This is a genomic window from Vreelandella hamiltonii (assembly GCF_014651795.1).
Lineage (GTDB): Bacteria > Pseudomonadota > Gammaproteobacteria > Pseudomonadales > Halomonadaceae > Vreelandella > Vreelandella hamiltonii.
Genome location: NZ_BMXO01000012.1, coordinates 74,051 through 97,536, shown reverse-complemented (window position 1 = coordinate 97,536; position 23,486 = coordinate 74,051). Strand labels below are relative to the sequence as shown.

Here is a 23,486-nt window from a genome sequence, read left to right as displayed (position 1 = left end):
AAAAACGGGCAGCCCCAAGGGGCTGCCCGTTTTGGTTGGCGGGGCGATGCAGTGCACGCCCGGCTTGACGCGTTACTCTTCGTCGGTCGCCAGCGCCATGTGCTTTTGCAGGTAGTTCTGAATACCGACCTGCTCGATCAGCTTCAGCTGCGTTTCGATGTGGTCGATATGACCCTCTTCATCGGCCAGCAGATCGCGCAGCAGGTCGCGGGTCACGTAATCCTTGACGCTTTCGCAGTAGGTGATGGCTTCGATGTAGTCGTTGCGGCCGTCGTGCTCGATCTTGAGATCGGCTTCCAGCATTTCCTTGACGTTCTCGCCGATGTGCAGCTTGCCGAGGTCTTGCAGGTTGGGGATGCCTTCCAGGAACAGAATGCGCTCGATCAGCTTGTCAGCGTGCTGCATCTCTTCGATGGACTCGTCGTACTCCCACTTGGCCAGGGTTTTCAGACCCCAATCCTTGTACATCTTGGCGTGCAGGAAGTACTGGTTGATGGCGACCAGTTCGTTGCCGAGTGCGATGTTGAGATGCTGAATGACCTTCGGATCACCTTTCATGCCGTCACCTTCTTTTAGCGTACAGTGCTGTTGATTACAGCTGCGTCAAACAAGGAGTATAGGCCATAAAAAGGCTTACTCCCAACGTTGTCGGGAGTATAGGCGGGTACACAAAAAATTCAAGCAAATCAGCTATTTGCTAAATATAAAACCAACAAGAGTGATTCGCGTCATACGGCGTAAGCGAGACTCATGTCGGCTTCGGCGCGGGCCGCCTGAACCGCTTCTCGGGTCAGCGACTTGGCATAGCAGGCGCATTTGCCACATTGCGTGCCGCAGCCGGTGGCTTCACGCACTTCTCGCCAGCTGCGCGCTCCGTCGCTCACTTGCTGGCGAATCTGATGGTCGGTTACTCCTTTGCACACGCATACGTACATGGCGGCACCTCATAAAGGACATGAGGTGAATGTAAATGATTCGCATACATCTTTTCAAGTAGAAAACACTACTCTTTAGTAGCGATTCTTCTTGAGGCTCTGCTAATGGATAGCTAACCGATTGACGAAAAGCTATTTTTCATCCTTTTCGTCGCTCGAATTTTTTCATTATTTTTTATCACTTCTTGGGCAACACCACGGTTTCCGTGCGCGATACGATGTCGGGCCAGCTTCTGCGCTGCCGGTCGAACAGCACCCACCAATAGCCCAGCCCCAAGGCTGCCAGCGACACCCAGGCCACCGCACAGCGAATCAGGCCCTGCTGCAAGGAGATGGCGTGCCCGTCCAGCGTTTGCACGCGAAGCCGCCAGGCCTGCATCCCCAGCGTCATGCCGCCACGTCGCCAGGCATAGACGAAAAACAGCGTCACGAAGAACACCAGCATCAGCCGTAAGCTCCAGATGTCCAGCGCCGTCGTGCCGATTTCATCCGCCGTCTGGCCCAGCACGAAACGAAAGAACGCCAGATGGGCAACGGTGGCCGCAATCCAGATGGCCAGCACCAGAAAACCGTCGTAAATCATGGCGCCCAGACGGCGTCCTAGCCCCGCAGGCCATACGCTGTCTAACTGGGTGAAGCGTCTTGTGTGGGTCACTCTTTCCATCCTCTTTTCAATGCGTATGCCCCGCTCAACCGTTGCGGCGCAGGAAGTAGATGCCCACCGCCGCACAGGCCAGGGTGGGCACCAGAACAGCCCAGACCGGCGAAAACCCGAACAGCGTGGAGGCCGGGGCCAGCAGGTCCTGTACGTACTTGAACAGCAGGCCGGTGACCACGCCATAGAAGACCCGCGTCCCTGCCGCCACGGTACGCAGCGGGCCAAACACGAAGGACGCCGCAATCAGTACCAGCGAGCCCATGGTGAGCGGCAGCAGCACCTTCTGCCAGAAGTAGAGCAGCGGCTGGTCGGCCTGAAGCCCCTGGCTCTTGAGGAATTGGGCATAGGCCCAGAGTTCGCTGGGTGCCTGGCTCTGGATATCGCGCAGCAAGCGTTCCAGCTGCGTCGGCGTCAGGTTCGTGTCCCAGGCAGTCGTTGGCTGGTAATCCGATTCGGTCCGCGCATCGTATATCCGGGTCGTGGTGACCTCTTCCAGCACCCAAGCGCCCTCTTCCCAGTGCGCGCGCTGCGCATGGGTCGCCTCCACCAGCCGCCGCTCGTCGAAGCGGTAACGGGTCAAATCCAGCACCACGTTGTCGGCACGGATGGCGCCAAAACGGTAGACGCTGTCACCTTCGAACTGCCAGCCGCTGCGACTGGTCAGCATCGCGCCTTCGCCCTGGCGTTGCTCCAGCCGCCAGGCTTCGGCGTACTGTTCGGTGCGCGGGGTCACGAACTCGGCCACCAGCAGCACCACGACGACGACCAGCAGCACCGGCTTCATGACGCCCCATACGATACGCGCCAGCGAGCGGCCCGCCGCCCGCATCACGGTCAGCTCGTTACTGGAGGCCATACTCCCCAGGCCAATCAGCGCGCCAATCAGCACCGCTACCGGCGCATACTGATAGAGCCGCCAAGGCAGGCGCATGATCAGGTATAACAGCACATCCAGAGCAGTGTAGTCGCCCTGGGTGTCGCTCAAGTCACCGATGTAGGCAATCGTGATATCCAGCCCCAGCAAAACACACTGCACGACGATAATGGCCGCCAGCACGTTGCGGGCGATATAGCGATCCAGTCGGTCAGCCCCCATCAACCCATTCAGCATTAGCGCATTCCTTTCCGTTGCGAGTGCCACAGCAGCAAACAGCCCAAGGCCAGGAACAGGCCATGCACCGGCCACACGCCGATAGCCGCAGGCAGCGAGCCGCCGCCAATGGCATCCACCGCTGCCAGCAACAGGCTAAGATACGCGACATACAGAAACACTGCAGGCAGCAGCTTGGCAAAGCGCCCCTGGCGCGGGTTCACCCGAGAAAGCGGCTGTGCCAGCAGGGCCAGCACGAAGACCATCAGCGGCAGGCCTACCCGCCACTGAAACTGCGCCTGGGCGCGGGGGCTTGCGTCGTTCCACAGCTCAAGGGTACTGGCATACTCCAGAGAGTCCAGCTCCTGACGGCCTCGGCTCAACCCCAGCCGCAGGGTATAGCGCTCGAAGGTCAGACGTTCGGCATTCAGAAGACCTGGGGTGACGCCGTAGCGTTCACCGTTTTCCAGCACCAGGAAGCGACTGCCGGTCTCGACGCTGGTTTCCTGGTAGCCCGACCCGGCCCGGGTCACGTAGCTGTGCGGCTGTTCGGCCCCCTGCCGCGCCTGTTCGTGCACCAGCACTTCCTGCATCTGTCGGCCATCGCTGCTGAAATCGGTGATGTACGCGGTACGCCCGCCGCCAAAATCCTGAAAACGTCCGGGGGCCAGTACCGAGACGTCCAGGCGGCTGCGCTGCTCTTCCAGCGTGGTTGCGGTTTGCAAAGCCCCGGTAGGCGTCAGCCACAGGCTACACAGCCCCACCAGCACGGCCACCACGGAGGCGGGCAGCAGCGTCACCCGCAGCAGCCGGGTCGGGCTCATGCCACAGGCCACCATGACGGTGATTTCACTGTTCATATAGAGCTGGCCATACGCCAGCAGAATGCCGAGGAAAAACGACAGCGGCAGAATCAGCTCCATAAACCCGGGCAAATGGAACACCATCAGGCTGCCCAGAATCGTCACGGGAAAATCGCCCTCGGCCGCATCCGAGAAATAGCGGATGAACCGGCTACCCATGATCACCAGCAGCAGAATGCCTGCCACCGCCGACATGGTCAGTAATACTTCACGAGTTAAGTACCGAAATAATATCAACGTACTCTCCGGCTAGCGGTACAGGTTGCCATGCAATGCGCCCGTGGCTTGGGTACACTATTCATCGAATTGGATACACTGATCACACTGGTCGTAAATGACGGGGCATTATCCCGAATCACTCGTTGCTTGTCTTGTTGGAGACGTCATGGAATTTTCCGTTCAGACCGCAAACCCAGCCAAAGCCGAAACGGCTTGTCTCGTTCTGCCTGTCTACAAGGATAGCGACTTACTCCCCGCTGTCGCCAAACTCGACGATGCCAGCGAGCGGCTGATCGGCCAACTGCTGAGCCGCGGTGACTTCGACGCCGCCCTGGGCAATGTGCAGATGATTCCCTTTGCACCAGGGCTGGGCGCCGAGCGCCTGCTGCTGGTTGGGCTGGGAGAGCGCGGCAAATGCCAGGAAGCCGCTTTCCTCAAGGCACTGGACGCGGCCATGACAGCGCTGGTCAAGCTACCCATCGATGAAGCCAGCGCCACGTTCACCGACGTGCCGCTGGAAGGCCGCGATGCCAGCTGGAAAGCGCGCAAGACCCTCGAAGCTGCCGAGCGTGCCCTCTACCGCTTCGATCACTTCAAGTTCGCGCCCGCCAAACCGCCCACCCTGGCCAAGCTTCACCTGATCGTGACGGACGCCGCCGAAGGCCTGCTGGCCAAACAAGGCGCCGCGCTGGGCTGCGCGATTGGGCAAGGCATCAACTTCACTCGCACCTTGGGCAACCTGCCCGGCAACGTCTGCACGCCCCGCTACCTGGCCGAACAGGCCGAAGCGCTGGGGCGCGATTCACAAGGTGCGCTGGCCGTCGACATCCTGGATGAGGAAGCGCTGGAAGCGCTGGGCGCTCACTCGCTACTTTCCGTGGGTCGCGGCAGCCGCGAACCCTCGCGCCTGATCGTGATGAAGTATCAAGGTGCCGAGGATGCCGACGAAGCGCCCCACGTGCTGATCGGCAAAGGCATTACCTTCGATACCGGCGGCATCTCGCTCAAGCCCGGCGAAGGCATGGACGAGATGAAGTTCGACATGGGCGGCGCCGCCAGCGTGTTCGGCACCGTCAAAGCCGTGCTGGCCATCAAGCCCAAGCTCAATGCGGTGTTCATCGTCGCTGCGGCCGAAAACATGCCCGACGGCGCTGCCACCAAGCCGGGCGATATCATCAAGACCCTGAAGGGCTTGAGCGTCGAAGTGCTCAACACCGACGCCGAGGGCCGGCTGGTGCTGTGCGATGCACTCACCTACGCAGAGCGTTTCACGCCGGCCAGCGTCGTGGATATCGCCACGCTGACCGGTGCCTGCATCGTTGCCCTGGGCCATCACGCCACCGGCCTGCTGGCCAATGACGACGACCTGGCCCTCGACCTGCTGGACGCCGGTGAAACCGCTTGGGACCGCGCCTGGCACCTGCCGCTGTGGGACGAGTACCAAGAGCAGTTGGACTCCAACTTTGCCGACCTGGCCAACATTGGTGGCCGCCCAGCGGGCACCATCACGGCGGCCTGCTTCCTGTCGCGCTTCGCCGACCACTTCCCTTGGGCGCACCTGGACATCGCGGGCACAGCCTGGCACTCCGGCAAGCAGAAAGGCGCCACGGGTCGCCCGGTGGGTCTGCTGACCCAATACCTGCTGGACCGTGAAGCCGACGCCCAAGTGGAAAACAGCGGCGACTGACGCCAAAACAGGCCAACAATGGTTGCCTTTCCGTAGCGCAACCGTTAAACCTGACAGCATAAGCGTGTGCCGGGGCTACCTCGGCACACGCGATACCCCATACAAGACTTTTACGCCCTTCGGGGCCTGGCTCTAGCGGAGAGAACACGCCGTGCCCACAGCTTCAGATGCTCAGTTCGACTCACGTTTTGAAACGCTGCCCTCCAACCAGCCGGTGGCCGATGCGATTCGTGACAATATTCTGCAAAACCCAGGATTCGGTAAGCACTTCACCGACCACATGGCCCACGTGCGCTGGACCATCGATGCCGACTGGCACGGCCATCAGGTGCGCCCCTACGGCCCGCTGACCCTGGACCCTGCCGCCTCGGTGCTGCACTACGGCCAGGAAATCTTCGAAGGCATCAAGGCGTACCGTCACGCGGATGGCTCGGTGTGGACCTTCCGTCCCGAGAAGAACGCCGAGCGTTTCCGCCGCAGTGCTCGCCGCCTGGCCCTGCCGGAACTCTCCGATGAAGACTTCCTCGGCTCGCTGAAAGCGCTGCTGGCCCAGGATCACGTCTGGGTACCCACCCCCGCCAACGACGCCGACGAGTGCAGCCTCTACCTGCGTCCGTTCATGATCGCTTCGGAAGCGTTTCTGGGCGTGCGTCCGGCCCACGAAGTCGATTACTACGTGATTGCGTCGCCCGCGGCGGCCTACTTCAAAGGCGGCATCGAGCCGGTCTCCATCTGGCTCTCTTCCCACTACAAGCGCGCGGCTCCCGGCGGCACCGGCTTTGCCAAGTGTGGCGGCAACTACGCGGCCTCCCTGGCAGCTCAAAAAGAAGCGGCTGCCAATGGCTGTAGCCAGGTGGCGTTTCTGGATGCGGCCGAGAACAAGTGGATCGAAGAGCTGGGCGGCATGAACCTGTTCTTCGTTTACAAGGATGGCCGCATCGTCACACCGCGCCTGACCGACACCATTCTCGAAGGCGTAACCCGCAACTCTATCCTGACCCTGGCCAAGGATGCGGGCCTGACGCCCGAAGAGCGCGCCATCAGCATCGACGAATGGCGCGAAGGCGCGGCCTCCGGCGAGATCACCGAAGTCTTTGCCTGTGGCACCGCCGCCGTGATCACGCCAGTGGGGGAACTGGTGACCGAAAACGAGCGTATCCGCCTGCAGGGTGACGGCAACAACGAAATAGCCAAGCGCATCCGCAAGACGCTGCTCGACCTTCAGTATGGCCGCAGCGAAGACAAGTACGGCTGGCTGACCCGCCTGGTCTAATCACACCGGGCTTTGCCCCCCGGCCGCTGCTCGGCCGGGGGGAGCACCGCCAGACTGCTGGAGCCATCCGATGGCGCGTATCGATTTCTATATTCTTCCCGACACCACCCTCGACGCCCGCCTGCAGTTCGCCTGTAAACTGGCAGAGACCATCCATCGCAAAGGCTACCGCCTGCACCTGCACTGCGAAGACAAGGCGCTGGCCGAGCAGGCCGACGACGCCCTGTGGCACTTTCGCGACGATGCCTACCTGCCCCATGCGCTGGAAGACAGCGAGCTGGCGGCCAGCGTGCCCATCACTCTGGGCTGGCAGCGGTTGCCGGTGCCCACGGAAGCGACCGCGCTACTTAATCTGCACCCTGAGATCCCCGAGGGTTTCGAGCATTACGCCCGAGTCGCGGAAATCATCAACCAGCACCAGCAGGTGCTGCTGGCCAAGCGCGCCTGCTGGCAGCGCTACAAGGAGCTGGGGCACGAGGTGGTGCCGCACAAATTAGGCTGAGGGCCAGGCGCTCCGAGCAACTCACCCCCTGCCGTCCTCCAAGCATCATTCAATAACAACAACTCCAAGGATGGGACACCCCATGCCGTCAACTGTCCTGGCCCGCTGGCCGCTTGCCGTCATTGTCATTGCTCAGCTCTTTGGTACCTCGCTCTGGTTCAGCATCAACGGCGTTGGCCTGGCGCTGCAGGAAGCGGCGGGGCTCAGCGAGCGCGACCTGGGTCTGCTGACCATGGCCGTTCAAGCGGGCTTCATTACCGGCACGCTGGCCATCGCCACCACGGGCCTGGCGGACCGCGTACGGGCCAGCCAGCTGTTTGCCGTCTCGGCCGTGCTGGGCGCCGTGCTCAATGCCGCCTTCATTGGCGTGGTGGAGAGCCTCTCGCTGGCAGCCATGGCACGTTTCATGGTGGGGCTTTGCCTGGCAGGCATCTACCCGCTGGGCATGAAGCTGGTGGTCAGCTGGACACCCCGCCATGCAGGATCGGCACTGGGTTGGCTGGTCGGCATGCTGACCCTCGGCATTGCCTCGCCGCACCTGCTGCGGGGCGTCACGCTGCACCTGCCCTGGCAGTGGCCGCTGCTGCTCTCCTCGGTGCTGGCGCTGCTGGCCGCCCTGCTGATTCTGCGGCTGGGCACAGGGCCTCACCTGCCTGCCAAGGCCTCGGCAGGCCGCCCTTGGGCAGGGCTTGCCGCCTTCAAACAGAAAGCTTTCCGCGCCGCGTCGCTGGGCTATTTTGGCCACTGCTGGGAACTCTACGCCCTGTGGGCGCTGGTCCCCTTGCTGGTGGCCAGAGAGCTGGAACGGCTCAGCGCCGCCGCCAGCCTTCAGCCGTGGCTCAGCTTTGCCGTGATCGCGCTGGGCCTGCCCGGGTGTGTGCTGGCAGGTCGCTGGAGCCGTCGCATAGGCAGCGCAAAGGTGGCCTTCGTAGCGCTGGCAGTATCCGGCACCCTCTGCCTTCTATACCCGCTGCTGGCGGGCCTTTCCCCAGGGTTCCTGCTGGCCCTGCTGGCGCTTTGGGGCATCAGCGTGATTGCAGACTCGGCGCAGTTTTCGGCCCTGGCGTCGGCCAGCGCGCCCCCCGAGCGGCTGGGTGCCGCCCTGGCCATGATGAATGCCATCGGCTTTGCGCTGACCATCCCGTCCATCGCGCTGGTAACGTCGCTATGGGAAAGCCAGGGGCCCTGGGTGACCTGGTGGCTGCTGCCAGGCCCCGTGGTTGGCCTGTTGACCATGCGCAGGCTGATCTTGCGCTGACGCACCGAGCTGGATTTGGTAAGGTGCGCGCTTGACGATATAAGGTGTGCCCCATGACCCTTGCAGCCCACTGGGAACCGCTGGACCCAAAACGCCACGGCGCGTTGATGTGGCGACGTTTTACCCGTTACCACTTTGCCCGCCACACCCTCATGACGCCCCTGGCCGATGCGGAGCTGCGGCATGCGGCTGCCTGTTTTCCAATGGCCTTCGTGAACGGTGATGAAGGGTGGCAAGCGGTGGCGCTGCTGGGCCTGGATGATACCCACAACCTGTTGGTCGATGCCGACGGCCGCTGGCAAGCCGCTTACGTTCCTTCGGCCCTGCGCAGCCACCCCTTTGGCTTGCATCCCGACGCGCCGGGGCAACTCTGCATCGACACCCACTCCCCCTGTGTGGTCGAGGCCCTCGATGGCGAGCCGTTGTTTCAGCAACAGGGTGGCCTGGCCCACTTTCCACAACAGGTGCTGCGCTTTTTGACCCAGCGAGCGCAAGGCTGCCAGCGTGTTGCAAAGGCGCTCTCCGCCCTCGACCAGGCCAGGCTGCTCACCCCTTGGGCGCCAAAGGCCTACCAGGGGAGCGTGACGCTGCATCAGGTGAACGAAAGCGCCTGGCAATCACTTACCGACACACAACTGGGGCTTTTCTGGCAATTGGGAGCCGTGCCTTTGGTGTACGCTCAGTTGCAATCGCAGCACCAGATGGGGCGACTGCTGGCCTATCGACAGCGCCGCACTCCCCCCGCGCCGGCCGCCTCGCCTGCCGACACGTCTTCCACCCTGGCACAGTGGCAGGAAGCGCTGAACGATGAAGAGCAATACCACTGGCAAGACCCCCGTAAGTGAGTGCTCGGCACCACCTAGATCAGGAAAGTGTATGAACGTAAATGTGATGGCGCTGCCTCGCCGAGTACGCCTGGGTTGTTGCCTGGGGGCCATGCTGTTGCTGACCTGCCCGCCGCTGGTGGCACAGCCTGTATCTGAAGCTCAGGAGGAACTGCTCCCCCTGCCCGCCTCGTCACTGGAAGGCCCGGTGTTTACGCCCGAACTGCGCCAGCAGCTGGACGCGTTCCGCTGGCAGGAAGGTCGCTCTGCTCAACGGCACCAAGGCCTCGATGACTTGCGCTACCGCCTCCAGAGCGCGCTGGAACAGCAGCCGAGAATTCTTGCTCAGCGCTCCCGGGAGCGTGAGTCGGTGCTGCAGATCGATGAAGTACGCGCCGTACGTCGCCCGCAAGTCAACGCAGGCCTCGAGTATCGCAATGATCTCCAGCGCACCGAGGCGCTGCCCGACCGCGGTTCGCGAATGGACGCCGTGGTCACCCTCAGCCAACTGCTGCTGGACTTTGGTGCCAGCGGTGAGCGCTTGCGCGCCGCCGACCTCAGCGCGGAAGCGGCATTCTGGCAATCCCAGGTCAGCATCGAAGAGGAAGTCCTCTACGCCATCAATGCCTACCTGGAGGTAGCGCGCTTGACCACGCAGCGCCAGTTGGCAGAGCACAATCTCCAGCAGCACCAGCGCATTTTCACGGATGTCAGCCTGCGGCGCGATGCCGGGGCGGGCTCGCGAGCGGACGTTCTGCGCGCACAAAGCCGCTTGAGCGATGCCGAGTCTCGACTGATCTCCCTGGAAGGCGAGCTGGCCCGTGCCATCAATGTCTATCAGGAAGCCTTCTTCACGACACCGGACACCCTGGCGCTGCCTGAAAGCGCCGCCATGCTGCGCGATGTCAACGCAGACCAGCTGCTGGACAGCGCCCTCAGCCGCAATGCCGCGTTACGCAGCCGCACCCTGGCCAGCGAAGCCAGCGGCGCCGAAGCGCAGGCCACCCGCAATGCGCGTCTACCCAGCGTCAGTGTCGCCGTCGAGGGTCGCCAGTTCGATGTCAACGACTTCAATGAGTCCGATAACGACGTGGCCCTGCTGTTCAATGTGGATTACACCCCCTACAGCGGCGGCGCCACTTCAGCGCGCGTGGCCCAGGCCGTCGAGCGCCAGCAGCAAAGCCAGTACGAGCAGCAGGCGCTGCGCCGCGAGCTGGAGCGCGAAGTCCGCTCTGCGCTGACCGATACCGATACCCGGCGTGCCGAACTGGCAGCCCAGACCGCCACCCTGGCCGCCGAAGAGGAGGCCTTGCTGGCATACCGTGATCAATTTGCCGTCGGCCGCAGCAGCATCAACGACCTGCTGGATGCCCAACGAGACCTGTTCCAAGCCGCCGTCGAGCTGGTCAATCGCCGAGTACGCTGGGAACAGGCCAGCTTTCAACAGCTGGCGGTGACCGGCGAACTGCTGGACGCCCTGGAGATACATATTGAACGCCGCTGATTCGCGCTCCGACGCCCTTGAACAATGCCTGACGTTTGTCGCTTCGCATCTGGAGCTGCCGGTGTCGGCAGCAGCCGTACGGGCGCATCGCGTTGGCAACGAGACCGCCATGACCCCCGATGGCTTCATCGACGCCGCCGAGCGCCATGGCATGGTGGCGGCGCTGGGCGAGCACGGTCTGGAAACGCTGGGTAACTCGCTGCTGCCAGCCGTTGCCCTGCTCCAGCATGGCCGCGCCGTGGTGATCATCGGGCGTATCGATCAGCAGCGGTTTGCGCTTTACGACCCGGCCCTGGGTGACCAGCCGGTGGAGACCACCCTGGCAGCGCTGCAGGCCGAATATATCGGCCATGTGATCGCCGTGCGCGCCCGCTATCGTCCCGTCGCGCTCAATCAGGCCCCCGAGATACAGGGCGGCCACTGGTTCTGGAGCGCCCTCACGAACAACCGCTGGGTGTATACCCAAGTGGTGATCGCCGCCGCCCTGACCAACTTTCTCGGCCTGGCGACCTCGCTGTTCATCATGGTGGTGTACGACCGCGTGCTGCCCAACGAGGCCATCGAATCGCTGGTCGCGCTCACCATAGGGGTGAGCATTGCGCTGGTCTTCGACTTTGCCGTCAAGACCTTGCGCCAGCTGTTCATCGAGCGGGCAGGCCAGGAAGCGGACCTGCGCATGGGGCGACGTATCTTCGATCACGTCCTCAACCTGCAGATGAGCGCCAAGCGGGGCTCCACCGGCGGCTTTGCCAATACGTTGCGGGAGTTCGAAACCCTGCGCGATTTCTTCGCCTCTGCCTCCCTCGTGGCCGTGGTGGACCTGCCGTTCATACTGCTCTTCGTCGGCGTCATCTACTTGATTGGCGGCCCCTTGGCCATCGTGCCACTGGTGGCGGTCCCGCTGGTGCTGCTGATTGGCGTGGCCGTGCAGCCCTTCCTCAAGCGGCTGTCCGGGCAGGCCTTCGAAGAGAGCCGCTCCAAGCAGGGGGTATTGATCGAAGCCGTGGCGGGTCTTGAAACCATCAAGGCCAGCGGTGCGGCCCCGATGATTCGCCAGCGCTGGGAAGAGAGCGTTCAGCAGCAATCGAAGGTGGGCCGTCAAGGTCGCGCCATTCAGCAGTTTGCGCTCAACGCCACGGCCCTGGCGCAGCAGGCCGCCCAGGTAAGCATCGTCGTCTATGGCGTGTTCCTGGTCGGGGATGGGGTGATTTCCATGGGTGCCATGATTGCCTGTGTCATTCTCACTGGCCGTGCCCTCGCGCCGCTGGCCCAGCTGGCCCAGACCATGACGCGCATCAATCAGGCTCGCACCTCGTACCGAGCCCTCGACCAGCTCATGAGCATGCCATCCGAGCGCCCCGCCGGGCGCCACTATTTGAGCCGCCCCTCGCTTGACGGCAAGCTGTGCCTGCAGGATGTCAGCTTTCGCTACCCCGAGCAGACCACCGCCGCGCTGGTCAATATCAACCTGACCATCCATCCCGGCGAAAAGGTCGCCTTGCTGGGTCGTGTCGGTTCTGGAAAAAGCACCCTGGCGCGACTGCTGCTGGGGATTTATCCGCCTGAGCAGGGCGCCGTTCTGGTGGACGACACGGACCTGAGGCAAATCGACCCTGCGGATCTGCGTCACAACATCGGCAGTGTCCTGCAGGAAGCCTGGCTCTTTTCCGGCACGGTACGTCAGAACATCGCCATCGGTGCACACCACCCGACCGACGAACAGATCCTGAACGCTGCCAGGCTGGCGGGAGCCCACGACTTCATTGCCCGTCACCCGAAGGGCTATGACATGCCCATTGGCGAACGCGGAGAGGGGTTATCCGGCGGCCAGCGGCAGCTGATCTGCCTGGCGCGCGCGCTGCTGGGGGCGCCACCTATCCTGCTGATGGACGAGCCTACCAGCGCCATGGATATCCAGACCGAAAAAGAGGTCATCGCACGGCTCAAGGCCGCCAGCACGCATCAGACGCTGGTGGTGGTGACCCACCGGACAAGCTTGCTGGAGCTGGTCGACCGCGTGGTGATTCTCGACCAGGGCCGCATCATCGCCGACGGCCCCAAGGCCAGCGTGATGCGCCCGGTAGAAGCCTCCCCCACTCGTACGCGTGAAGGAACAGCCCCGTGAGCCAGTCGCACTCTCCGTTGGATTTCGAACATTTCGTGCGTCACGGCCGCGTCAGGCGGTCCATGGGTAGCAGCCTGTTGCTGATGACCATCATCGGCTTTTTGGTGGTGGGCTTCATCTGGGCCTACCTCACGGAGGTCGACGAGGTCACGCGTGGTCAAGGCAAGGTCGTGCCCTCGCGCAGCCTGCAGGTCGTCGAAAGCCTGGAAGGCGGCGTCGTCACGGAAATCAACGTGCGCCGTGGCGATGTGGTGGCCCAAGGAGATACGCTCATGACCCTGAGCGGCGGCACGCTGGAAGGGGACTACGAAGAGAGCCTGCAGCGCCTGCGGTCACTGCAACTGCGCCTACAGCGGCTCGAAGCCGAAATCAATCAGGTGCCGCTGGCACTGGATGAGGCATTGAGCCAGGGCGCGCCCAGCGTCGCGGCCAGCGAAACGCGCCTGTTCCATGGTCGCCAGCTCGAGCTGGGGGCCGAGCTGCAGGTACTGGAACAACAAGGCTATCAGCGCCGCCAGGAGAAAGCCGAGCTGGAAGCGGCGCTGAGCACGGCCCGAACCGGTGTCCAGCTCGCCGAGCAGGAGCTGGCGATCATTCAGCCACTGGCCCAGCGCGGCATCGAGCCTGAGACCTCCCTGCTGCGGGTAAGACAAACCCTCAACGAGCTGCGCGGTGACGTGGCTCGCCAGCAGAGCGCCGTGGCCAGGGCCGAAGCCTCCATTGCCGAAATCGAGGACCGCAAGGTGGCGGCGCGCAACGCATTCGAAGCCGATGCGTTGGCGCAACTGGCCGAAGCCACCTCGCAGGTCGCCGAGCTGGAAAAAACGCTGCCCGGCCGTGCCGACCAGGTGGCACGCACCACGATTCGCTCGCCGGTGGCCGGTGTGGTCAATCAGGTGCACATCAGCACGGTTGGCGGCGTGGCCCGCCCCGGCGAGCCGCTCATCGAAGTCGTCCCAGCCGACGATGCGCTGTTGGTGGAGGCCCACATCAGGCCTTCCGATATCGCATTTCTATACCCCGGGCAGCCGGTCAAGGTAAAGCTCACTGCCTATGACTTCGCCCGCTACGGCGGTCTCGACGGCGAGCTGGTGACCATTGCTGCCGATGCCGTGCAAATGCCGGAAACGGGGGAGCTGATGTACCCGGTCGAAGTGCGCACCGAAGGCTATCTGTACGATGCCGACAACCAGCCGCTGTCGATCATTCCGGGCATGGTGGCCGAAATCGACATTCTCAGCGGCAAGCGCAGCGTGCTGGACTACCTGATGGAGCCCGTCGTCAAGGTCCGCGACCGTGCGCTGAGGGATTAAACCAGGGGAGGATACCGCCCTCCCCCTGACGCCCCCAGGCGAGTCGCGCTATACTTGTCGCCATTTTGCATCCTTGACCTATGAATTCGATACCTCGCCAAGCGGGGCGTCTCTGCTGTGAGTGACTCCATGGATAAGACCTACCAACCCGAACAGATCGAAACCCGCTGGTACGAGCGCTGGGAAGCCGACAATCGCTTCGCGCCATCGGGCCATGGCCAACCATTCTCGATCATGATTCCGCCGCCCAACGTCACCGGCAGCCTGCACATGGGCCACGCGTTCCAGGACACCATCATGGATACCCTGACGCGCTGGAAACGAATGCAGGGCAACAACACTCTGTGGCAGGTAGGCACCGACCACGCGGGTATCGCCACGCAAATGCTGGTGGAGCGCAAGATCGCCGTAGAAGAAGGCAAGACCCGCCATGACCTTGGCCGGGATGCCTTCATCGACAAGGTGTGGGAGTGGAAGGAGGAGTCTGGCGGCCACATTACCCGCCAGCTGCGCCGCATGGGCGCCAGCGTCGACTGGAGCCGTGAGCGTTTCACCATGGACGACGGCTTCTACAAGGCGGTTCAGGAAGTCTTCGTGCGCCTGCATGAAGAGGGCCTGATCTATCGCGGCAAGCGGCTGGTGAACTGGGATCCGACCCTGCACACCGCCATTTCCGACCTGGAAGTCGAAAACAAGGAGCAGCAGGGCAGCTTCTGGCACTTCCGCTACCCGCTGGCCGATGGCGTCAAAACCGACGACGGCAAGGATTACGTGGTGGTCGCCACTACCCGCCCGGAAACCCTGCTGGGCGACACCGGCGTGGCCGTGAACCCGGAAGACCCGCGCTATGCATCGCTGGTCGGCAAGTTCATCGAGCTGCCGCTGGTGGGCCGCCGCATTCCCATCGTGGCCGACGAGCACGCCGACATGGAGAAAGGCTCTGGCTGCGTGAAGATCACCCCGGCCCACGACTTCAACGACTACGAAGTCGGCAAGCGCCAGAACCACCTGCTGATCAACGTCTTCACCAAAGATGCGACGATTCTGGAGCAGGCGGAAATCTTCGACCTGAAAGGTCAACCGCAGCCCGATGAAGACGCCAGCCTGCCGGCCAAATACGCAGGCCTGGACCGTTTCGAGGCACGCAAGCAGATCGTTGCGGACATGGACGCGCTCGGCCTGCTGGAGCAAGTGGAAAGCGTCAATAACACGCTGCCCTACGGCGACCGCTCCGGCGATGTCATCGAGCCGCTGCTCACCGACCAGTGGTTCGTGGCGGTGGAAAGCCTGGCCAAGCCCGCCATCGCGGCGGTAGAGAATGGCGACATCCAATTCGTGCCCAAGAACTACGAAAACATGTATTTCGCCTGGATGCGCGACCTGCAGGACTGGTGTATCTCCCGCCAGCTGTGGTGGGGCCACCGCATTCCTGCCTGGTACGACGCCGACGGCAATGTGTACGTGGCTCGAACTGAAGAGGAAGCCCGCGAGAAGCATGGCCTCGGCGCTGACGTCGTACTGACCCAGGACGAAGACGTGCTGGACACCTGGTTCAGCTCGGGCCTGTGGACTTTTGGCACCCTAGGCTGGCCGGAAAAAACCCCGGAGCTGGACACCTTCCACCCCTCCAGCGTGCTGGTCACCGGTTTCGACATCATCTTCTTCTGGGTCGCCCGGATGATCATGATGACGCTGAAATTCACCGGCGAAGTCCCCTTCAAGACCGTCTACGTCCACGGCCTGGTGCGCGACGGCCAGGGCCAGAAGATGTCCAAGTCCAAGGGCAACGTGCTCGACCCCATCGACCTGATCGACGGCATCACCCTGGATGCGCTGCTGGAAAAACGCACCGGCAACATGATGCAGCCCCAAAAAGCCAAGGCGATTGCCAAAGCCACCAAAGAGGAGTTCAAGGAGGGCATCGAGCCCCACGGCACCGATGCGCTGCGCTTTACCTTCCTCTCACAGGCCACCACCGGGCGCGATATCAAGTTCGACATGAACCGTCTGGATGGCTACCGCAACTTCTGCAACAAGCTGTGGAACGCCTCGCGCTACGTGCTAATGAACGCCGAAGGCGAAGACTGCGGCAACCAGGGCGAGGAAGTAGAGCTCTCGCTGGCCGACCGCTGGATCATTTCCCAGCTGCAGAAAACCGAAGCGCAGGTCACCAAGGCGATGGACGAGTACCGCTTCGACCACGCCTCCCAAGCGCTTTACGAGTTCGTCTGGAACGAGTACTGCGATTGGTACCTCGAGCTTTCCAAGCCGGTGCTGTGGGAAGATGACGTACAGGGAAGTACCAATGCCTCGGGAGACAGGACGTCGCAAGCGGCAGCGCTAGTGAAGCGTAAGCGCGGCACGCGCCGCACCCTGGTGCGGGTGCTCGAAACCATCCTGCGCCTGGCCCATCCGATGATGCCCTACATCTCGGAAGAGATCTGGCAGCGGGTCGCCCCTCTGGCGGGCACCTACATGGGCGAGGGCGCGTCCATCATGCATCAGGCATGGCCAGAAGCCGACGAGAGCAAGATCGACGAGCAGGCCACCCGGGATATCGAGTGGCTGAAGGGCGTGATCATCGCGGTGCGCAACATCCGCGCCGAAATGAACATTGCCCCCGGCAAGCCGCTGGACGTGCTGCTGACCAAAGGCCAGCCGGAAGACGCCGAACGCCTGGACCAGAACCGCCGCTTCCTGGCCAAGCTGGCCAAACTGGAAAGCGTCACGTGGCTGGCCAACCCGGATGAAGCGCCGCTCTCGGCCACCCAGCTCGTCGGTGATATGGAAGTGCTGGTGCCCATGGCCGACCTGATCGACAAGGACGCCGAGCTTGCCCGCCTTGCCAAGGAGATCGACAAGCAGGACAAGCTGATTGGCGGCATCGAGAAGAAGCTGGGCAACGATGGCTTCATTGCCAAGGCCCCCGTGGCGGTGGTGGAAAAGGAGCGGGCAAAACTCGCCGAGTTCCAGGCCACTCGGCAGCTGCTGGAAGAGCAGCAGGCCAAGATTGCGGCCATGTAACGCTGCACCGCTGATGCACGACGCGACGGCACCCGCTGGGGTGCCGTTTTGGTCAGCGCCCCTGAAAATTCATCATCACGGTCGTCATCTTTTTTCAGGATGAACAGTGTAAGGTATTCACCATGACAAACACCAAGCGTCATCGGTGACCACTTCATCCATCGGCTTCACCATGGCCTCAACCAGGCAGAATGACGACTATGTCCACTCTTTCAGAGCTACGCCTGCAAGCGTTGGCGGCGACCTTGCAGCGCGAAGGGATCGACTATCAATCGCTCTCCCCCATGGCCGACACCGGCCTGGCCCATGACCATGTCTGGATTCACCGCGCGGGGGGCGACTGGGTCGCCAGGCTGCCCAAGCAGAGCCAGATGAACTTGCCGCCCAAGGAAAACCTGGACTACCAGGCCGCCTGCTATGAGCGTGCCAGCCAGGGTGGCCATACACCTCGCCTGCACCATGTGCTGCCACCAACCCAGGCACTGTCCCGAGGCGCCTTACTGGTGGATGCCATTGCAGGGAAGCTGGCGACGTTACCTCACGACTTGCCCGCCATTGCCGATGCGCTGGCCAGCCTGCACTGCCAGCCGCAGCCTCAGCAGCACGCGCCTCTGCTTGCCCCGGTATCGCCCTGGCAAGCCATGATCGATGAAGTTCACCAGCAGGCAGCCTGGCTGGACGAGGCACAGCTCTCCCGTAGTGTTCATCTGCGTATTCAGCAGGAGCTGGATTTGCTGCCCAAAGCCCTGGAGGACGCCACCCCCACGTTGATCAGTTTCGATACCCACCCTGGCAATTTCATCGTGACGGAGACGGGCAAGGCAGTCCTGGTCGACCTGGAAAAGTGCCGCTACGGACTGCCCGGCATCGACCTGGCCCACACTTCGCTGTATACCTCCACCACGTGGGACATTCACAGCCATGCGGTACTGGAACTGGATGACGTGGTCGCCTTTTATCGACGCTGGCGCCAGCAGATGCACCATACCCATGGCCAGACAGGGCCCAGCGCCACCCATTTGATCGCCTGCCGTCGAGCGACCTGGCTCTGGTCACTGACCTGGTGTGCCAAGTGGCGTGGGCAGCACCTGAAGCGTCAGGATGGCTCCCGTCAGGGAGAGGACTGGTCGGCAGAGTTGACCAATCCCGCAGTCATCGAGCATGTCCGCGAACGCGTGAACCATTATCTTTCGTTGCCGATCATCGATCATGTCCATGGCGAGCTACAACGTCTGCAAACAGCTTTGTAAAATATTGATTAAGAGGTGAATAATGTCATTACGCGTATCTCACGGCGCACTGTTCGCCACCACGCTCGCCATCGCCTCGCTGGCTCTGCCCTTGAACGCTCAGCCGCATGCTCAGGACTGGGAAAGCGTCCTGGCCGATGCCGAAGGCCAGACCGTGTACTGGAACGCCTGGGGTGGCGATGACCGCACCAATCGCTACATCGACTGGGTCGCCGGGCAGATGCGCACCACCTACGGCGTGCGCGTCGAGCACGTCAAGCTCGATGACACCAGCAGCGCCGTGGCACGGGTACTGGGAGAAAAGCAGGCGGGAAATCACGACGATGGCAGCATCGACCTGATCTGGATCAACGGTGAGAACTTTGCCGCCATGCGCGCCCAGGACCTGCTGTTCGGCCCCTTTGCCGACTCGCTGCCCCATTTCGCCCTCACCCACCCCGACGACAACCCCGAGGTAGTGACGGACTTCACGCTGCCCACCGAAGGCTATGAGTCCCCCTGGGGCAAGGCACAAATCACCTTCTTCTACGACAGCGCCCACATCGACACGCCTCCCCAGAGCATCGAAGCTTTGCTGGATTGGGCGCAGCATAACCCCGGCCAGTTCAGCTATCCGCGCATCCCCGACTTCACCGGCAGTACCTTCCTGAAGCAGGCGCTGATCGAACTGACGGAACAAGACGAGGCGCTCTATCAGCCTGTCGAAAACGCGGATTTCGAGGCCATCACGGCCCCGCTATGGGCCTACCTGGATGCGCTGCACCCCCACCTGTGGCGCAGCGGCCGCAGCTTCCCTGCATCCGGCCCCAACCTGCGCACGCTGATGAGCGATGGCGAGATCAGCCTGGCCTTCTCCTTTTACCCCACCGATGCCGCCGTGGCCGTGATGGAGTACGAGTTGCCGGACAGCGTGCGCAGCTATGTACTGGAAGGGGGCACCCTGGGCAACGTCCACTTTGTGGCGATTCCCTATAACTCGCCCCACAAGGCGGGCGCCATGGCGCTGGCCAACTTCCTGCTCTCTCCGGAGGCGCAAGCGCAGAAGCAGTCGCTGAGCATGTGGGGCGACCGCAGCGTGCTGGCCATCGACCAGCTCAGCGACGCGCAACAGGCACTGTTCCAAGAGGGCGACCACCATCCTTCGGCTCTGCCTGCCGACGCCCTCTCCAATACCCTCGCCGAGCCCCACCCCAGCTGGATGACCGCCCTGCAAGCCGCCTGGCTCGAGCGCTACGGCGTCAACTGAGCATGGCCTTTCGTTCATGATGCTGCGGCTGGCGCCCATCACCCTCGTGGCGCTGCTGGTCCTGCCGGTGACGGCAGGGCTGGCCATGGTGCTGCTGCCCGCCTTTGGCTATCTGCCGGTCATTGGTCACGAGCAGCTGAGCCTCGCCCCCTGGCAGCAGCTGCTGGCCCAGCCGGGGCTGGGCCGCTCGGTGCTGGTCAGCCTGTTCAGCGGCCTGGCCAGCACTGCCCTGGCGCTGCTGGTGGTGGTGCTGTTTCTGGCCGCCAGCCAGGGCACCTGGCTGGACCGCAGCCTGCGGCGATGGGTGTCGCCGCTGCTGTCGATTCCCCATGCGGCGGTGGCCTTTGGCTTTGCCTTCCTGATCGCCCCGTCCGGCCTGACGGCGCGGCTCTTCTCGCCCTGGCTGACCGGCTGGGAGAGCCCGCCAGACGCGCTGGTGGTCAATGACCCCTGGGGGGTGGCCTTGACCCTTGGCCTGGTGCTCAAGGAAGCGCCCTTCCTGCTGCTGATGAGCCTGGCAGCGCTGCCCCAGCTGCAGCCCGAAAAGCGGCTTCGGCTTGCCCGGTCGCTGGGCTATACCCCGGTAATCGGCTGGTTGAAGGTGGTGCTGCCCTCGCTCTACCCGCTGATTCGGCTGCCGGTCTACGCGGTGATCGCCTACGCCACCTCGGTGGTGGATATGGCGCTGATTCTGGGCCCGCGCCTGCCGCCGACCCTCAGCGTGTCGATTCTGGGCTGGTTCAACGACCCGGACATCACCCGCCGCCTGATGGCCTCTGCTGCGGCCGTGCTGCAACTGGGGGTCACGGTGCTGGCCCTGCTGCTCTGGTGGCTCATGGAGCAGGGTGTGCGCTGGTCAAGCCGGGGCTGGCTCGTCAACGGCAGCCGCCAGCGCGGCGCCACGGCAGTGAAGATTGCGGGCCGAGGCGGCCTGACTCTGGTAACCGTCGCCGCCCTGGCAGCCCTGGCGGGGCTTGCGCTATTTTCGGTGGCCGGTTTCTGGCGCTTTCCTGAGCTGTTCCCGCAAGCGTTGACCCTGGACCACTGGCAGCGCAGCGCCCCTCAACTCGCAGGCCCCCTGCGGACGACCCTGGCCATTGCGGTGGTCTCCACGGGGGTGGCGGCGCTACTGGTGGTCGCAGCGCTGGAGCATGAGCAGCGCCAACAGATTCGTCCTTCCCGTGCCCTGTGGCTGCTGTACCTGCCGTTACTGGTGCCGCAGATTGCGTTTCTGTTTGGCTTGATCGTGGCGGCGGAAAGCCTCGGGATTCGCCCGCAGCTGGCATTGGTGATGGTGGGCCATTTGCTGTTCGTGCTGCCCTATCTTTACCTGTCGTTGGCGGAAGCCTATCGCCAGCTAGACCCGCGCTGGATTCACATGGCACAGTCGCTGGGTGTCACGCCCAACCGCGCGTTTTGGCGGGTGCGGTTGCCGCTGCTGCTTGCCCCGCTGCTGACGTCGCTGGCCGTCGGGTTGGCCGTGAGCATCAGCCAGTACCTGCCCACGCAGCTGCTGGGGGCGGGCAGGGTTTCCACCGTGACCACCGAGGCGGTCGCCCTCGCCTCCGGCGGCAATCGACGTTTGATTGGCGTCTGGGCGCTGGTGCAGGCCGTTCTGCCGCTGGCGGGTTTCATGCTGGCGCTGGCGATCCCCCGCTGGCTGGGAGTGCCCCGCAGCGTCTCGTCCAATGAAGGAGCCCGGTAATGAACACCGCTCGACATGCCCTGACCCTGGAACAGGTGCGCATTTTCCTGGCCGAGCGCGAACTGCTCCACGTCGAAGCCACCATCGCCCCCGGCGACGTGCTGACCGTCATGGGGCCTTCCGGCTCGGGCAAATCGACCCTGCTGGCCTTGCTGGCCGGTTTTCTCGCCGCCCCCTTTCGTGCCGAAGGCCGTCTATGGCTGGGCGAGCGCGAGCTCTCCCCCCTGCCAGCAGAGCGGCGCGGTATCGGCCTGCTGTTTCAGGACCCGCTGCTGTTCCCCCACCTTAGCGTGGCGGGCAACCTGCGCTTTGGCCTGCCCAGGCGCAGCCCGCAACCCCAGGCTCAGGTGGCCCATGCGCTGGCTCAGGTCGGGCTGGCCGGTTACGAAGCACGTGACCCGACCACCCTTTCCGGCGGGCAGCAAGCCCGGGTCGCGCTGATGCGCTTGCTGCTCTCCCAGCCCCGGGCCGTATTGCTGGACGAGCCGTTTTCCAAACTGGACACGGCGCTGCGCCAGGAAATGCGTGCGCTGGTGTTCGGGCAGCTCCGCGACGCCGGGCTACCGACCCTGCTGGTCACCCACGACGAGGCCGACGCCTCGGCAGCGGGAGGCGACGTGCTTGTCCTCGACTGACCACGGCCCTGGGCTTCCCAGGGTGACGCTCATCATCCCGATGCTCAACGAAGCGGCGAGCATTCACGCCACGCTGATGCGCCTGCAACCGCTACGCTCGCAAGGCGTCGAAGTGCTGGTGGTGGATGGCGGCAGTCGCGACGCCAGCGTGGCACTCGCCACCCCGCTGGCCGACGCGGTGCTCGAAAGCCCGCCGGGCAGAGCGCGGCAAATGAACCTGGGCGCCCGGCAGGCGCAAGCGCCCCTGCTACTGTTCCTGCACGCCGACACCCACCTGCCCCAGGGCCATGAACCCCGGGCCATCGATGCGCTTTGCCAGGCGCTGCTGCACCGCCACTGGGGGCGCTTTGACATTCGTCTGGCAGGGCAAAGCCGCTGGCTGCCGCTCGTCGCCGCGCTGATGAACCGACGCTCTCGGCTCAGCGGCATCGCCACCGGCGACCAGGGGCTGTTCGTGCGTCGTGAGACGTTTTTTGCGCTGGGCGACTTTCCCGACCAGCCGCTGATGGAAGATATCGAACTCAGCAAGCGCCTGAAGGCGTACTCACCGCCCGCCTGTCTGCCCCATAAAGTGGTAAGCTCGGGCAGGCGCTGGGACCAGCAGGGCGCCTGGACAACCATCTGCCTGATGTGGCGGCTGCGCTACCGCTACTGGCGTGGCGTCAGTGCCACGCAACTGGCCAAGGAGTACCGTGATGCCCGTTGACTCGCTGCCTGCCCACTTGCACCTGTTGGCCAAGGCCCCACTGCCTGGCCACGCCAAGACCCGGTTGATCCCCGCTTTGGGCCCTCAGGGGGCCGCCGATGCCCATGCCACCATGGTGCGCCACTGCGTGGCCACGGCCTGCGAAGCCCTTGGGGCGAGCCAGGTCACGCTCTGGACCTCGCTGGAGCATAATCACCCGCTGTTTCTGGAGCTGCAGGCGCAGCATGGCATTGCCCTGGCTGCCCAGCAGCCTGGCGACGTGGGCATGCGCGTTCGTCGGGCACTGAATCACACGTCAGGCTACCCGGCCATGGTCATGGGCACCGACTGCCCCAGCATCAGCGTGGCCATGCTGCGACGCTGCCAAGCAGCCCTGGCCACCTTCGATGTGGTCATTCTGCCCGCCGAAGATGGCGGCTACGGGCTGATTGGCAGCCAACAGGACTACCCCGAGCTGTTCACGGCGATTCCCTGGGGCACCGAGCAGGTGCTGAGCGTGACCCGCGAGCGCCTTGCCGCGCTGGGCCTGGAGGCCGCCTACCCCGACACCATGTGGGACATCGACCGCCCCGAAGACTGGTTTCGCTGGCAACAACTTCATCAAGCGAGTGTGTAAGGCACTCTCGCGTATCGTCACTGACCATCACCTCTTCCTCTGCCGGAGCCTGC

20 protein-coding genes are annotated in these 23,486 nt (G+C 63.5%); 15 read left to right on the top strand and 5 right to left on the bottom strand.

What is annotated here, in order from left to right:
• Positions 1-72: 72 nt before the first annotated feature.
• The 5 genes from bfr to lptF form a co-directional block, all read right to left on the bottom strand.
• Positions 73-558 (bottom strand): bacterioferritin, encoded by a 486-nt coding sequence (bfr, locus tag IE061_RS12760; protein WP_016914994.1) that lies wholly within the window; start codon positions 556-558, stop codon positions 73-75.
• Positions 559-728: 170 nt separating this feature from the next.
• The gene (locus IE061_RS12755; RefSeq protein WP_096922113.1) at positions 729-935 is read right to left on the bottom strand and encodes a (2Fe-2S)-binding protein; all 207 of its coding nucleotides are present in this window, start codon (positions 933-935) and stop codon (positions 729-731) included.
• 178 nt (positions 936-1,113) lie between these two features.
• Positions 1,114-1,599, bottom strand: coding sequence for an RDD family protein (locus IE061_RS12750; RefSeq protein ID WP_039180489.1), 486 nt, complete (start codon positions 1,597-1,599; stop codon positions 1,114-1,116).
• 25 nt (positions 1,600-1,624) lie between these two features.
• Positions 1,625-2,704: an LPS export ABC transporter permease LptG gene (gene lptG, locus IE061_RS12745; protein WP_373294983.1), complete on the bottom strand. Its 1,080-nt coding sequence runs from the start codon at positions 2,702-2,704 to the stop codon at positions 1,625-1,627.
• Positions 2,704-3,783, bottom strand: coding sequence for an LPS export ABC transporter permease LptF (lptF, locus tag IE061_RS12740; RefSeq protein WP_189462694.1), 1,080 nt, complete (start codon positions 3,781-3,783; stop codon positions 2,704-2,706). The genes lptG and lptF overlap by 1 nt, the downstream gene beginning before the upstream one ends.
• 148 nt (positions 3,784-3,931) lie before the next feature.
• Here lptF and IE061_RS12735 point away from each other — a divergent pair, with 148 nt between their 5' ends.
• The 15 genes from IE061_RS12735 (at position 3,932) to IE061_RS12665 (ending at position 23,433) form a co-directional block, all read left to right on the top strand.
• Positions 3,932-5,452 carry a leucyl aminopeptidase gene (locus tag IE061_RS12735; RefSeq protein ID WP_039175283.1) on the top strand — a complete coding sequence of 507 codons (1,521 nt, stop codon included), beginning with the start codon at positions 3,932-3,934 and terminating at the stop codon, positions 5,450-5,452.
• Between the two features lie 151 nt (positions 5,453-5,603).
• Entirely contained in the window at positions 5,604-6,725 is a 1,122-nt protein-coding gene (locus tag IE061_RS12730) for a branched-chain amino acid aminotransferase (RefSeq protein WP_096922110.1), read from the top strand.
• Positions 6,726-6,795: 70 nt separating this feature from the next.
• Complete coding sequence (locus IE061_RS12725) at positions 6,796-7,227, top strand: DNA polymerase III subunit chi (protein ID WP_039175280.1); 432 nt, start codon at positions 6,796-6,798, stop codon at positions 7,225-7,227.
• A gap of 82 nt (positions 7,228-7,309) precedes the next feature.
• Entirely contained in the window at positions 7,310-8,485 is a 1,176-nt protein-coding gene (locus IE061_RS12720; RefSeq protein ID WP_039175279.1) for an MFS transporter, read from the top strand.
• A 53-nt stretch (positions 8,486-8,538) separates the two neighbouring features.
• The gene (locus IE061_RS12715) at positions 8,539-9,330 is read left to right on the top strand and encodes a SapC family protein (protein WP_096922109.1); all 792 of its coding nucleotides are present in this window, start codon (positions 8,539-8,541) and stop codon (positions 9,328-9,330) included.
• A gap of 31 nt (positions 9,331-9,361) precedes the next feature.
• On the top strand, positions 9,362-10,813 hold the full coding sequence (locus IE061_RS12710; RefSeq protein WP_039175276.1) for a TolC family protein: 1,452 nt from the start codon (positions 9,362-9,364) through the stop codon (positions 10,811-10,813).
• Positions 10,800-12,938, top strand: a complete 2,139-nt coding sequence (locus tag IE061_RS12705; RefSeq protein ID WP_096922108.1) for a type I secretion system permease/ATPase — start codon at positions 10,800-10,802, stop codon at positions 12,936-12,938. Before IE061_RS12710 ends, IE061_RS12705 begins: the two co-directional genes overlap by 14 nt.
• Positions 12,935-14,251, top strand: a complete 1,317-nt coding sequence (locus IE061_RS12700; protein WP_096922107.1) for an HlyD family type I secretion periplasmic adaptor subunit — start codon at positions 12,935-12,937, stop codon at positions 14,249-14,251. The genes IE061_RS12705 and IE061_RS12700 overlap by 4 nt, the downstream gene beginning before the upstream one ends.
• 129 nt (positions 14,252-14,380) lie before the next feature.
• Entirely contained in the window at positions 14,381-17,275 is a 2,895-nt protein-coding gene (locus IE061_RS12695; RefSeq protein WP_096922106.1) for a valine--tRNA ligase, read from the top strand.
• Positions 17,276-17,475: 200 nt separating this feature from the next.
• Positions 17,476-18,525, top strand: a complete 1,050-nt coding sequence (locus IE061_RS12690; RefSeq protein ID WP_096922105.1) for a phosphotransferase family protein — start codon at positions 17,476-17,478, stop codon at positions 18,523-18,525.
• Positions 18,526-18,547: 22 nt separating this feature from the next.
• The gene (locus IE061_RS12685; RefSeq protein WP_096922104.1) at positions 18,548-19,771 is read left to right on the top strand and encodes an ABC transporter substrate-binding protein; all 1,224 of its coding nucleotides are present in this window, start codon (positions 18,548-18,550) and stop codon (positions 19,769-19,771) included.
• A gap of 16 nt (positions 19,772-19,787) precedes the next feature.
• Positions 19,788-21,476 carry an ABC transporter permease gene (locus tag IE061_RS12680; protein ID WP_193461756.1) on the top strand — a complete coding sequence of 563 codons (1,689 nt, stop codon included), beginning with the start codon at positions 19,788-19,790 and terminating at the stop codon, positions 21,474-21,476.
• Positions 21,476-22,111, top strand: coding sequence for an ATP-binding cassette domain-containing protein (locus tag IE061_RS12675; RefSeq protein WP_039175265.1), 636 nt, complete (start codon positions 21,476-21,478; stop codon positions 22,109-22,111). Before IE061_RS12680 ends, IE061_RS12675 begins: the two co-directional genes overlap by 1 nt.
• Positions 22,098-22,817 (top strand): TIGR04283 family arsenosugar biosynthesis glycosyltransferase, encoded by a 720-nt coding sequence (locus IE061_RS12670; RefSeq protein ID WP_268992388.1) that lies wholly within the window; start codon positions 22,098-22,100, stop codon positions 22,815-22,817. The genes IE061_RS12675 and IE061_RS12670 overlap by 14 nt, the downstream gene beginning before the upstream one ends.
• Positions 22,807-23,433: a TIGR04282 family arsenosugar biosynthesis glycosyltransferase gene (locus tag IE061_RS12665; protein WP_096922102.1), complete on the top strand. Its 627-nt coding sequence runs from the start codon at positions 22,807-22,809 to the stop codon at positions 23,431-23,433. Before IE061_RS12670 ends, IE061_RS12665 begins: the two co-directional genes overlap by 11 nt.
• Positions 23,434-23,486 lie beyond the last annotated feature (53 nt).